At 70.8% G+C, this 12,708-nt stretch carries 7 protein-coding genes and 1 pseudogene; 4 read left to right on the top strand and 4 right to left on the bottom strand.

The window, feature by feature from the left end:
* Positions 1-190 precede the first annotated feature (190 nt).
* The 3 genes from OG698_RS41625 to paaK all read left to right on the top strand — a co-directional run bounded on the left by OG698_RS41625 (position 191) and on the right by paaK (position 4,182).
* A complete protein-coding gene (locus OG698_RS41625) occupies positions 191-1,807 on the top strand; it encodes an acyl-CoA synthetase (protein ID WP_406109375.1) in 1,617 nt (538 codons plus the stop codon).
* Positions 1,808-1,920: 113 nt separating this feature from the next.
* Positions 1,921-2,712: a GNAT family N-acetyltransferase gene (locus OG698_RS41620; RefSeq protein ID WP_406109374.1), complete on the top strand. Its 792-nt coding sequence runs from the start codon at positions 1,921-1,923 to the stop codon at positions 2,710-2,712.
* Between the two features lie 174 nt (positions 2,713-2,886).
* Complete coding sequence (gene paaK, locus OG698_RS41615) at positions 2,887-4,182, top strand: phenylacetate--CoA ligase PaaK (protein ID WP_406109373.1); 1,296 nt, start codon at positions 2,887-2,889, stop codon at positions 4,180-4,182.
* Between the two features lie 25 nt (positions 4,183-4,207).
* On the opposite strand, the pseudogene thrS reads toward paaK, so the two are convergent.
* Together thrS and OG698_RS41605 are read right to left on the bottom strand one after the other, a co-directional pair.
* Positions 4,208-5,556: pseudogene (gene thrS, locus OG698_RS41610) on the bottom strand (threonine--tRNA ligase).
* 196 nt (positions 5,557-5,752) lie between these two features.
* Positions 5,753-7,276 carry an acyl-CoA synthetase gene (locus tag OG698_RS41605; protein ID WP_406109372.1) on the bottom strand — a complete coding sequence of 508 codons (1,524 nt, stop codon included), beginning with the start codon at positions 7,274-7,276 and terminating at the stop codon, positions 5,753-5,755.
* A 140-nt stretch (positions 7,277-7,416) separates the two neighbouring features.
* On the opposite strand from OG698_RS41605, the gene OG698_RS41600 reads away from it, so the two are divergent.
* Complete coding sequence (locus OG698_RS41600) at positions 7,417-9,873, top strand: penicillin acylase family protein (protein WP_406109371.1); 2,457 nt, start codon at positions 7,417-7,419, stop codon at positions 9,871-9,873.
* 61 nt (positions 9,874-9,934) lie between these two features.
* Here the strand turns inward: OG698_RS41600 and OG698_RS41595 are convergent, their stop codons facing one another.
* Together OG698_RS41595 and OG698_RS41590 are read right to left on the bottom strand one after the other, a co-directional pair.
* The gene (locus OG698_RS41595; RefSeq protein WP_406109370.1) at positions 9,935-11,506 is read right to left on the bottom strand and encodes an acyl-CoA synthetase; all 1,572 of its coding nucleotides are present in this window, start codon (positions 11,504-11,506) and stop codon (positions 9,935-9,937) included.
* Positions 11,503-12,630, bottom strand: a complete 1,128-nt coding sequence (locus OG698_RS41590; RefSeq protein ID WP_406109369.1) for an NAD(P)H-dependent flavin oxidoreductase — start codon at positions 12,628-12,630, stop codon at positions 11,503-11,505. The genes OG698_RS41595 and OG698_RS41590 overlap by 4 nt, the downstream gene beginning before the upstream one ends.
* Positions 12,631-12,708 lie beyond the last annotated feature (78 nt).

Genomic DNA, 12,708 nt, shown 5'->3' with positions numbered 1-12,708 from the left:
GCTCCCGTCTCGGATGCGTCTCGGATGCCGCGTACGTCTCGGATGCGAGAACAGGTTGCAGTAGGCGGGTGGCCAGTTCAAGAGTTTTCTGACAGTCAGTCAGATTTCTTGTGCGGGGGCCCTTCCCTGTTCCATGCGGCTCTGCTGAGATGACGGCCACATCGAGATGGCGCCTGGGTCAGGAGGAGCGGTGGAGTACAACCTTGCCGACCTGTTCGAGTCGGTCGTCGACGTGGTCCCCGACCGCGAGGCGCTCGTGCACATCGACCATCCCGGCACGGGCGCGGAGCGCCGGCTCACGTACGCCGGACTCGACGCGGCGGCCAATCGCCTCGCGCACCACCTGATCGACAGCGGGATCCGCCCCGGCGAACACCTGGGCCTGCACCTCTACAACGGCATCGAGTACCTCCAGACGGTGCTCGCCTGTCTCAAGGCGCGGATCGTGCCCGTCAACGTCAACTACCGTTACGTGGAAGAGGAGTTGGTCTACCTCTACCGTGACGCGGACCTCGCGGCGCTCGTCTTCGACGCCGAGTTCACCGAACGCGTCGCGGCCGCCCAGCCGCAGACGGAGAAGCTGCGCCACCTCGTGCGCGTCGGAACCCCGCCGACCGGCGCTCCGCCTGTCAAGGCCGTGGACTTCACGGAGGCGGAGGCCACGGGCTCGCCGGAGCGCGACTTCGGGCCGCGCTCGGCCGACGACCTCTTCATCATCTACACGGGCGGCACGACCGGCATGCCCAAGGGCGTGATGTGGCGCCAGGAGGACCTGTTCTTCTCGGGGCTCGGCGGCGGCGCGCCGACGGGCGAGCCGGTCAGCAGGCCGGAGGAGCTGTCCGAGCGCGTGGCGGCCGGCGGCGACGGGATCACCTTCTTCCCCACCCCTCCCCTGATGCACGGCACGTCCACGCTCACCGCTTTCATCGGCTTCAACTTCGGCCAACGCCTCGTCATCCACACGAAGTTCGTGCCCGAAGAAGTGCTGCGTACGGTCGAGAAGGAGAAGGTCACGAGCATGTCGCTCGTCGGGGACGCGATGCTGCGGCCCCTGATCGACGCGCTGAACGGGCCGATGAAGGGCACGGACTGCTCGTCGATGTTCAGCGTCTCGTCGTCGGGCGCGATCATGTCGGAGACGGTGCGCGCGCAGTTCCAGGCGCTCGTCCCGAACGTGATGCTCCTGAACAACTTCGGCTCGTCCGAGTCCGGCTTCAACGGCACGGCGACGGACGACTCCGGCCCGGAGAAGGGCTTCCGCCTGCGGGTCAACTCCCGTACGCAGGTGGTCGATCCGGCGACGTACGAACCCGTCGCCCCCGGCGAGCCGGGCCGCATCGCCCAGCGCGGGCACGTCCCGCTCGGCTACTACAACGACCCCGCGAAAACGGCCGAGACGTTCTTCCAGAAGGGCGACGAGCGGTGGGTGCTGCTCGGGGACATGGCGACGGTCGACGAGGGCGGTGTCGTCACGGTCCTCGGACGCGGCTCGCAGTGCATCAACACGGGCGGCGAGAAAGTGTATCCGGAAGAGGTCGAGCAGGCCCTGAAGTCCCATCCCGACGTGTACGACGCGCTGGTGGCCGGCGTGCCCGACGCCAAGTGGGGCAATCACGTCGCCGCGGTGGTCCAACTGCGCGACGGTGCAAAAGCGCCCTCGCTCGACGACATCCAGACCCACTGCCGCACCCGCCTCGCGGGCTACAAGATCCCCCGCCAGCTGGTCCTGACCGACCGCATCCAGCGCTCACCCAGCGGCAAGGCGGACTACCGGTGGGCGCGGGCGGTGGCGGCGGACGGGGCGTAGCTTGCGCGACCGGGGCTCGTAGCGGGGCATGGCGACGGCGCGTGGCGGGACACGGCCTCGCGCCGGGGATCAATCCGGTTGCCGCCCCGTCGTCCCGGTGCTGGAGTGACCGGATGGATCACCAAGCGGTGCTGCGCCTGTTCGACCGGCAGATGAGACGGGACGCGAGGCCCGACGGCCCCGGCGCGCGGGTCGAGCGGGTGGACGGCGTGGTGCGGCAGACCGGCGCCGAGGGCAGCTCCTGGAACGGCGTCGTGTGGTCGGACCTCGACGAGCACTCGGCCGACGCGGCGATCGCCGCGCAGGTACGCCATTTCACCGGCCTCGGACGTGAATTCGAGTGGAAGGTGTACGGGCACGACCTGCCGCACGACCTTCCGCGGCGGCTCACGGCCGCCGGATTCGTCCCCGAGCCCGTGGAGACCCTCCTGGTCGCCGAGGTCGCGGACCTGCCGGCAGATGTCCCGCCTCCCGAGGGGATCCGGCTGCTCCCCGTCACCGACGAGGCCGGTGTCGACCTCATGTCAACGGTGCACGACAAGGCCTTCGGCAGGAGTCTCGGCCTCACCCGGCACCAGCTCCTCGCCCAGCTCGCCGAGGACCCGGACGCCGTTCCCGCGGTGCTCGCGCTGGCCGGGGACGTGCCGGTGAGCGCGGCCCGTATGGAGACGCACCCGGGGACGGACTTCGCGAGCCTGTGGGGCGGCGGCACCGTCGCCGAGTGGCGCGGGCGCGGGATCTACCGCAGCCTCGTCGCGTTCCGTACCCGCATCGCCGCCGAGCTCGGCTACCGCTACCTCCAGGTCGACGCCTCCAGCATGAGCCGCCCGATCCTGGAACGCCTCGGCTTCGCCGCCCTGAGCACGACGACTCCGTACGTCCACGAGGCCGCCGGTGGCGCCTGAGGGAATCCGAGGGCGCCCGGCCGGCGATTGAGTCCGTCCCGCCTCTTGACGCCTGCCCCCGCCCCTTGAATTACTGGCCCTGAACGGATCAACCGAATGATCGGTCGACCGATTTGCCCGTTATATCAGTGCGGGTGGTCGGTCGGCCCTCAGGGCTCGGGAGTGCGGTCGACGATGACAGAACTGCTGGACGCGGGGGAACTGCTCGGCCCCGAGGAGCTGCACGCGCAGCAGCTGGAGCGGCTGCGGGCGACACTGCGCCGCGTGTACGAGAAGGTGCCGTTCTACCGCGCGTCCTTCGACAAGGCGGGCGTGCACCCCGAGGACTGCCGCTCGCTCGCCGACCTCGCCCGCTTCCCGTTCACCACGAAGACCGACCTGCGGGACAACTACCCGTTCGGGATGTTCGCCGTGCCGGAGACGGATGTGCGCCGGCTGCACGCGTCCAGCGGCACCACCGGCCTGCCCACCGTCGTCGGCTACACGGAGAACGACCTCTCCATGTGGGCCGACATGGTGGCGCGCTCCCTGCGCGCGGCGGGCGCCCGGCCCGGCCACAAGGTCCATGTCGCTTACGGATACGGCCTGTTCACGGGCGGGCTCGGCGCGCACTACGGCGCCGAGCGGCTCGGCTGCACGGTCATCCCCGCGTCCGGCGGCATGACCGCCCGCCAGGTGCGGCTGATCCAGGACTTCCGCCCCGAGATCATCATGGTCACCCCCTCGTACATGCTGACGATCCTCGACGAGTTCGAGCGCCAGGGCGTCGACCCGCGCAGCACGTCCCTCAAGGTCGGCGTCTTCGGCGCCGAACCGTGGACCGAGGAGATGCGCCGCGAGATCGAGGAGCGTTTCGCCATCGACGCCGTCGACATCTACGGCCTCTCCGAGGTGATGGGCCCGGGCGTCGCCCAGGAGTGCGTCGAGACGAAGGACGGGCTCCACATCTGGGAGGACCAGTTCTATCCGGAGGTCGTCGACCCGATCACCGGCGAGGTGCTGCCGGACGGTGAGCAGGGCGAGCTGGTGTTCACCTCGCTCACCAAGGAGGCCATGCCTGTGATCCGCTACCGGACACGGGACCTGACCCGGCTCCTGCCCGGCACGGCCCGCCCCTCCTTCCGCCGCATGGAGAAGGTGACGGGCCGCAGCGACGACATGGTGATCCTGCGCGGCGTGAACCTCTTTCCGACCCAGGTCGAGGAGATCGTCCTGCGCACGCCGGGCGTCGCCCCCCACTTCCAGCTCCGGCTGACCCGCGCGGGCCGCATGGACGCCCTGACGGTACGCGCGGAGGCCCGCGCCGACGCGACCGCCGCCGAACGCGACGCGGCGGCCCGCACCATCGCCACCGGCGTGAAGGACGGCATCGGCGTCTCGGTGACGGTCGAGGTCGTGGACCCGGAGACGCTGGAGCGTTCGGTGGGCAAGATCAAGCGCATCGTGGACCTGCGGGGGCGGGAGGGGTAACCCGCCCCCATCGGCCCCGATTCCGTCAGCTCGCGTCGCTCCACAGGTCGTGCCCGTACGCGTCGACGACTGCCCCGATCCTGGCGAGCGCCTCCTCGGCGGGCAGCGGGGCGGGACGGCGGCCGTCGCGCAGGCGCAGCGCGACCCGACCGTCCACCGCCTCTCTCGCACCGATGACCGCCTGGTACGGCACGAGCCTGGCCTCCCGGACGCGGGCGCCCAGGGTGCCGTGCTCGGGGCCCGCGACCTCCGCCCGCAGCCCCAGCTCGGCGCACCGCCGCGCGAGGGCGTCGGCGTGCGGAAGCTCTGCGTCCGAGATCGGCAGGATCGCCACCTGGGTGGGGGCGAGCCACGCCGGGAAGGCACCTCCGTGCTGCTCGATGAGGTGGGCGACGGCCCGTTCCACGCTGCCGATGATGCTGCGGTGGACCATCACCGGGCGGTGTTTCGCCCCGTCCGGGCCGATGTAGTGCAGGTCGAAACGCTCGGGCTGGTGGAAGTCGACCTGGACGGTGGAGAGGGTCGACTCACGTCCCGCGCCGTCGGCGACCTGGACGTCGATCTTGGGCCCGTAGAACGCGGCCTCTCCCTCGGCCGCCTCGTAGGGAAGACCCGAGCGGTCGAGGACGTCGGTGAGCAGCGCGGTCGAGCGCTTCCACATCCCGGGGGCGGCGACGTACTTGCCGCCCGGGCCCGGCAGAGAGAGCCGGTAGCGCGCCGGGCTGATGCCGAGCGCCTCGTAGGCCCTGCGGATCATCTCCAGGGCCGCCTGCGCCTCGTCGGCCACCTGGTCTAGGGTGCAGAAGATATGCGCGTCGTTGAGCTGGATGGCCCGTACGCGGGTCAGGCCGCCGAGCACGCCCGACAGCTCGGAGCGGTACATGCCGCCCAGCTCCGCCATACGCAGCGGGAGTTCGCGATAGCTGTGGGAGCGGGAACGGTAGATCACGGCGTGGTGGGGACAGAGACTGGGCCGCAGGACGACCTGCTCGCCGCCCAGGTCCATCGGGGAAACATGTCGTCGCTGATGGGGGTCCCCCCTGCTCGAGCGGAGCCGAGAGCTTGGGGGAGCGACCAGTGCCCCGAGATCTCGTACAGCTCGCGCTTGCCGAGGACCGGCGAGTACACGTGCCGGTAGCCGGCCCGCCGCTCAGCGGTGCGGATGTACTCCTCGAGGGTGTGCCGTACGGCCACGCCGTCGGGCAGCCAGTAGGGCAGTCCCGCGCCGATCAGCGGGTCGGTGCCGAAGAGGCCGAGCTCGCGGCCGAGCCTGCGGTGGTCGTGCTGCGGACCCTCGGGCCTGTGGCTCTCGCGCTTCGCGTGTTCTTCACTGCGCCGCTCGTGGTTCTGCTGGTCGTGCTTCTGCTCGTTCATCTGGGGATCCCTCGCGGTCGTCGGGCGAGTGGTCCCATGGCGAAGCCCCGGGGCACTCGCCCCGGGGCTTCGGACTGAGACAGCTGTCAGCGCGCCGGGACACTCTCCGGCGTCGTCGTCATGGCAGCCGCGCGTCGCTTCATGGCCGGACCGTAACAGGGCCCCGGCCGCCTCCGCTCGTCATTTTCCGGCGGGCTCAGTGCGCCGTACCGAAACGGTCCCGCAGCTCGCGCTTGAGGATCTTGCCGCTGGCGTTGCGCGGGAGTTCGTCCACGAAGACGACCCGCTTGGGCGCCTTGAAGTGGGCGAGCTTCTCGCGCGCGTGGGCGATGAGCTCCGCCTCGGTCACCTCGCCGCCGCCACGGACCACGACGGCCGTGACTGCCTCGATCCAGCGCTCGTCGGGCAGGCCGATGACGGCGGTCTCGGCCACCTGCGGGTGGGTGTAGAGCGCGTCCTCGACCTGGCGTGAGGCGACGAGCACTCCCCCGGAGTTGATGACGTCCTTCACGCGGTCGACGACGGTGAAGTAGCCCTCGCCGTCGCGCACCGCGAGGTCCCCCGAGCGGAACCAGCCGTCGCGGAAGGCCGCCTCGGTCTCCTGCGGCTTGTCCCAGTAGCCGTCGCACAACTGCGGTGAGCGGTAGACCACTTCACCGGCCGTGCCGTCGGGCACCTCCTTCCCGTCCTCGTCGACGACCCGCGCCTCGACGAACAGGACGGGCCGCCCGCACGAGTCCATCCGGCCCTCGTGCTCGTCGGGTCCGAGGACGGTCGCGAGCGGCCCGATCTCGCTCTGGCCGAAGCAGTTGTAGAAGGCGAGTCCGGGCAGGCGCGCGCGGAGCCGTTCCAGAACCGGCACCGGCATGATCGACGCGCCGTAGAAGGCCTTGCGCAGGCCGCTCAGGTCCCGGGTGGCGAAGTCCGGGTGCTGCGAGAGGCCGATCCAGACGGTGGGCGGCGCGAAGAGGCTGTCGCCCTCGCCCGCCTCCACCAGGTCGAAGATTGTCGCGGCGTCCGGTGCGTCGAGGATCGTGTTCTGCGCGCCGACGGCGAGGTAGGGCAGCAGGAAGACGTGCATCTGCGCCGAGTGGTAGAGCGGCAGTGAGTGGACGGGCCGGTCCGTCTCCGTGAGGCCGAGTGCATGGATCGCGCTGACGTACTCGTGGACGAGCGCCCGGTGCGACATCATCGCGCCCTTGGGCAGCGCGGTAGTGCCGGAGGTGTACAGGAGCTGCACCAGGTCGTCGGCGTCGGGCTGCGGTCCGTCGTACGGCTCGGCGGACGGGATCCGGGCGAGCAGCGAGTCGTCCGCGTCGCGCAGCGCCAGGGTGCGCACGCCCGCGGGGAGCCGGTCCGCCAGGTCGGGATCGGTCAGTACGAGCGCGCAGCCCGACTGGCCGACGATGTAGGAGAGGTCGTCTCCCGTGAGGTTCTGGTTGACCGGCACGTGCACGAGCCCGGCGCGCGAACAGGCCAGGAAGCCGATCAGGTAGGCGTCCGAGTTGTGCCCGTACGCACCGACGCGGTCCCCTCGTCCGAGGCCCAGGCCGCGCAGTACGCCGGCCGCGCGCGAGACGGCCGCGTCGAGTTCGGCGTACGTCCATGTGCGCGGGCCGTAGCGGACGGCGACGCGCTCGGGGGTGCGTCGTGCGCTGCGGCGCAGCGTCCCGTCGACCGTGCTGGCACGTACGTCTTGTTCATCCCGGACACGCGTCATGGCGCGATCCTGTGCCCCGGCCGACGCGAAATCAAGGCTGGTGACGCGCGTCGCACGGAGGCCGCACCGGACGCCGCCCTTCCGGGCATACCCGTTGGTACGCTCAACCGCCCCTTCCCTCACTCCAGTTGGGAGGCACGATGCGCACCCGCCCGAGACGTCTCGCGGTCATCGGTTTCGCCCTGTTGACCGCGCTGAGCACCACGGCCTCACTCCCGTCGGCGGCCGCCGGCGGCCACGGCCGGCCCGAGCACCACCCGCACGGCGGCGGCCTGTCCGCCACGATCCGCTACACCGAGTTCGGCCTTCCGCATATCGTCGCCAAGGACTACGCGGGCCTGGGCTTCGGCACCGGGTGGGCGCAGGCCGCCGACCAGGTGTGCGCGCTCGCCGACGGATTCGTCACCGTGCGCGGCGAGCGCTCCCGCTACTTCGGGCCCGACGCGGCCCCTGACGGCTCCCTTTCCTCGGCCACGAAGAACGTCTCCAGCGACCTCTACTTCCGGGGAGTCCGTGAGGCGGGCACCGTGGAGAAGCTCCTCACCCAGCCGGCGCCCGCGGGCCCGAGCCGCGAGGTGAAGGAGACGATGCGGGGCTTCGCCGCCGGGTACAACGCATGGCTCAAGCAGAACCGGATCACCGACCCCGCCTGCAAGGGCGCGGACTGGGTGCGCCCGGTGACGGCCACGGACGTCGCGGCGCACGGCTTCGCTCTCGCCGTGCTCGGCGGACAGGGCCGCGGCGTGGACGGCATCACGGCCGCACAGCCACCGACCGCGCAACCACCGGGCGACGCCGGCGCGCAGCCGCCCTCCGCTGAAGCCCCTGCCCATACGCCGGACAAGGCCACGACAGCCGCGGCGGCCAAGGAGCTGTTCTCGAACGAGGACGCCGACATGGGGTCCAACGCTGTCGCGTTCAGCGGTGCCACCACGGCGAACGGCCGCGGTCTGCTCCTCGGCAACCCGCACTACCCGTGGCAGGGGGGCCGTCGCTTCTGGCAGTCCCAGCAGACGATTCCCGGTGAGCTGAACGTCTCCGGCGGCTCGCTCCTCGGCTCGACGACGATCTCGATCGGCCACAACTCCCGTATCGCCTGGAGCCACACCGTCGCGACGGGCGTCACGCTCAATCTCCACCAGTTGACACTGGACTCGGCCGACCCGACCGCGTACCTCGTCGACGGCAAGCCGGAGCGGATGACGAAGCGGACCGTGAGCGTCGCGGTGAAGGACGGTGCGCCGGTCACCCGCACCCAGTGGTGGACGCGGTACGGGCCGATCGTGAACTCGCTCGGCGCGTCGCTGCCGCTGCCCTGGACGGCCACGACGGCGTACGCGCTGAACGACCCGAACGCCCTGAACCTGCGCGCCTCCGACACGGGACTCGGGTTCAGCAAGGCGCGCTCCACGGACGACGTGCTGCGCTCGCTGAAGCGCACGCAGGGGCTTCCCTGGGTGAACACGATCGCCGCCGACGCCTCCGGGCACTCGCTGTTCGCGCAGGCGCAGGTGCTGCCCCGGATCACCGACGACCTGGCCGCGCGCTGCTCGACGCCGCTCGGCAAGGTGACGTATCCGGCGTCCGGCGTCGCGGTCCTGGACGGCTCGCGCGGCGACTGCGCGCTCGGCTCCGACAAGGACGCCGTGCAGCCGGGCATCTTCGGACCGTCCAGGATGCCGGTCCTCAAGGACGCGCCGTACGTGGAGAACTCGAACGACAGCGCCTGGCTGGCCAACGCCGACCGGCCGCTGACGGGGTACGAACGGGTCTTCGGGACGGTGGGCACGCAGCGGTCGATGCGGACGCGCGGCGGCGTCGAGGACGTCTCGGCGATGGCGAGTCGGGGCGGCCTGACCGTCCCGGACCTCCAGCGGCAGCAGTTCGCCGACCGGGTGCCCGCGGCGGATCTGGCGGCGGCGGACACGGCGCGCGCGTGCGCGGCGCTGCCGGACGGCATGGCAACAAGCACCGACGGCAAGGCTGTTGATGTCGGCCAGGCCTGCGATGTGCTCAAGAAGTGGGATCACACGATGCGCACCTCGAGCCGTGGCGCGCTGCTCTTCGACCGGTTCTGGCGGGGGCTCACGGCGGCCGTGCCGAACGACAAGCTGTGGAAGATGCCGTTCTCGGCCGCCGACCCGGTGCGCACGCCGAACACGCTGAACACGCAGGCGCCGGGCTTCGCGACGGCACTCGCCGACGCGGTGGTCGAGCTGCGGTCGGCCGGGATCGCCCTGGACGACCCGCTCGGCGCGCACCAGTTTGTCGTACGCGGCGGCAAGCGCATCCCCGTCCACGGCGGCACGGAGTCCCTCGGCGTGTGGAACAAGGTCGAGACGGTGTGGGACGCGAAGGCGGGCGGCTACACGGAGGTCGTCCACGGGTCGAGCTACCTCCAGGCCGTCGGCTGGAACGGCGGCGGCTGCCCGGTGGCCCGCACCCTGCTGACGTACTCCCAGTCCTCGAACCCCAACTCGCCCCACTACAGCGACCAGACACACCTGTTCTCGGACGGGCAGTGGGTGACCTCGCGCTTCTGCGAGAAGGACATCCTGAAGTCACCGGCGCTGAAGGTGCTGCGGGTGCACGACTGAACGACGGGAGCGGCTCGGGGCAATGCCCCCGGGCCGCTCCTGACGTCAGACCCCGCGTGGGTCACATCGCGCGGGTGCGGCCCTCCCAATAGGGGTCGCGCAGACGGCGCTTGTAGAGTTTGCCGTTCGGGTCGCGCGGCATCGTCTCGATGAAGTCGACGGTCTTGGGCCGTTTGTAGGCCGCGAGTTGGCGCTCGCAGTGGGCGAGGATCTCGGCGGCGAGGGTGTCTGTGGCCGTGTGCCCCTCCGCGGGTTCGACGACCGCCTTGACCTCCTCGCCCCAGTCGTCGTTCGGGATCCCGAAGGCCGCGGCGTCGGCGACGGCCGGGTGGGTGAGGAGCGCGGACTCGATCTCGGCGGGGTAGATGTTGACGCCGCCCGAGATGATCATGTCGATCTTGCGGTCGCGAAGGAAGAGATACCCGTCCTCGTCGAGAATGCCGAGGTCGCCGACGGTGAAGAAGTCGCCGATGCGGTTCTTCTTCGTCTTGGTCTCGTCCTTGTGGTACGAGAATCCTCCGGTGCTCATCTTCATGTAGACGGTGCCGAGTTCGCCGGGCGGCAGCCGGTTGCCGTCGTCGTCGAACACGGCGAGTTCGCTGATGGGCCAGGCCCTGCCGACCGTGCCCGGCTTCTTCAGCCAGTCCTCGGCGGTCGCGAAGGCGCCGCCGCCCTCACTGGCCGCGTAGTACTCCTCGACGCTGTGGCCCCACCAGTCGATCATCGCGCGCTTGACGTGGTCGGGGCAGGGCGCGGCGCCGTGGATGGCGTGCCGCATCGCCGACACGTCGTACGCGCTCCTGACGCTGTCGGGCAGGGCGAGCAGACGGTGGAACTGGGTCGGCACCATGTGCGTGTGCGTGCACTTGAAGGTGTCGATGAGGCGCAGCATGTCCTCGGGGGTCCACTTGTCCATCAGGACGAGGGTGTGCCCGATGTGCAGGGACGCGCCCGCGAACTGGAGCACGGCGGTGTGGTAGAGCGGCGAGCAGACGAGGTGGACGTTGTCGTCGAACGGCTTGATGCCGAAGATGCCGAGGAACCCGCCGAGGTAGGTCTCCTCGGGCAGTTTGCCGGGCAGGGGGCGGCGGATGCCGCGGGGGCGGCCGGTGGTGCCCGAGGTGTAGTTCATGACCCAGCCGAGAGTGCGGTCGTCCGGCACCGCCTCGGGCTGCCCGTCGAGGAGTTGGGCGTACGGGCGGAAGCCGTCGACGGCTCCGACCGCGTACCGCTGCGCTGCCGGGAGTGCCGCCTCGTCGGCGGCGGCCACGGCCTGTTCGGCGAACCGCTCGTGCGCGATCAGGACCTTCGCTCCGGAGTCGGCGACGATCCAGGCGATCTCGGGGCCGACCAGATGGTGGTTGACCGGCACGAGGTAGAAGCCGGCCTGGGAGGCGGCGAGGAACGCGGTGAAGAACTCGACTCCGTTGGGCAGGACGACGGCGAACGCGTCGCCCCGTTCGAGCCCGGCGGCCCGCAGGCCGTGCACGAGCTTGTTCACGTCGGCTTGCAGCCGGCCCGCGGTCCACTCCTCCCCGTCGGGTGCGACGAGGACGGTACGGCCGGGATCTGCGGTGGCCTGGGCCCAGAATCCGTTGGGGGGCGCGCTGTCGGTGTGGGGGCCTGTGCTCACGACTGGCCGCTCCTTCCTGCGATGCGGTTGATGCGGTCGACGGCGCGCTCGAAGCTGCGCGTGAGGTCGTCGAACACGGCCTGGACGGGGCGTTCGCTCGTCATCCGGCCGACGATCTGCCCGACGGGCGTGCCGAGCAGCGGATCGACCTCGTACTTCTGGATACGGGACACGGCCTCGGCGACGAGCAGCCCCTGGAGCGGCATGGGCAGCGTGCCGGGGCCCGACGGGTCGTCCCAGGCGTCGGTCCACTCCGTGCGGAGCTGGCGCGCGGGCTTGCCGGTCAGGGCGCGGGAGCGGACGGTGTCGCCGGAGCCGGCCGCGAGCAGTTTGGCGGTGAGGGCGCGGGAGTGGAGGTCGGCCTCGGTGGTGGTGAGCCAGAGGGAGCCGAGCCAGACGCCCTGGGCGCCGAGCGCGAGGGCCGCCGCGATCTGTTCCCCGCTGCCGATGCCGCCGGCCGCGAGGACGGGCAGCGGCGACACGGCGTCGACCGCTTCGGGCGTGAGCACCATGGAGGCGATCTCGCCGGTGTGTCCGCCCGCCTCGTAGCCCTGCGCGACGACGATGTCGATGCCGGCGTCCGCGTGTTTACGGGCGTGCCGGGCGCTGCCCGCGAGAGCGGCCACGAGGACGTCGTGGTCGTGGGCGCGCCGGACGACGTCGGCGGGCGGTGAACCGAGCGCGTTGGCAAGGAGTTTGATCGGGTAGTCGAAGGCGACATCCAGCTGGCTGCGGGCGACCTGCTCCATCCAGCCGGTGATGCGCCAGCCCGACGTCTCGCCCTCGGCGAGCTCGGGCACCCCGTGCTTGGCGAGGGTGTCTCTGACGAACTGGCGGTGTCCTTCGGGGATCATCGCCTCGACGTCGGCCTCGGTCAGTTTCTGGTGGTTCGGGCCCTCGACCTTCTTCGCGGGCATCACGACATCGAGCCCGTAGGGCGCGCCGTCGACGTGCTCCTGCATCCAGTCGAGGTCGCGGGCCAGGTCGTCGGGTGCGGTGTAGCGAACCGCGCCGAGCACGCCGAACCCCCCGGCCCTGCTGATGGCGGCGGCCACCGCCGGGAAGGGCGTGAAGCCGAAGATGGCGTGCTCGATCCCCAGTTTCTTGCTCAGCTCCGTCTGCATGGGCGCAGAATGCCGCACTCCTCCGAACGAGGGAAGACACTTTCTGATGCTGCGTCAGATTTCTGCGACGCATTTCCG

The organism is Streptomyces sp. NBC_01003, from assembly GCF_045162695.1.
GTDB lineage: Bacteria > Actinomycetota > Actinomycetes > Streptomycetales > Streptomycetaceae > Streptomyces.
This window is presented reverse-complemented; position numbering and strand designations above follow the sequence as displayed.

What these genes read in the sequence shown, in the direction of transcription:
- OG698_RS41620 (WP_406109374.1), top strand. Translation starts at nt 1,921, where the DNA reads ATGGATCACCAAGCGGTGCTGCGCCTGTTCGACCGGCAGATGAGACGG.
- paaK (WP_406109373.1), top strand. Translation starts at nt 2,887, where the DNA reads ATGACAGAACTGCTGGACGCGGGGGAACTGCTCGGCCCCGAGGAGCTG.
- OG698_RS41605 (WP_406109372.1), bottom strand. Translation starts at nt 7,276, where the DNA reads ATGACGCGTGTCCGGGATGAACAAGACGTACGTGCCAGCACGGTCGAC.
- OG698_RS41600 (WP_406109371.1), top strand. Translation starts at nt 7,417, where the DNA reads ATGCGCACCCGCCCGAGACGTCTCGCGGTCATCGGTTTCGCCCTGTTG.
- OG698_RS41590 (WP_406109369.1), bottom strand. Translation starts at nt 12,630, where the DNA reads ATGCAGACGGAGCTGAGCAAGAAACTGGGGATCGAGCACGCCATCTTC.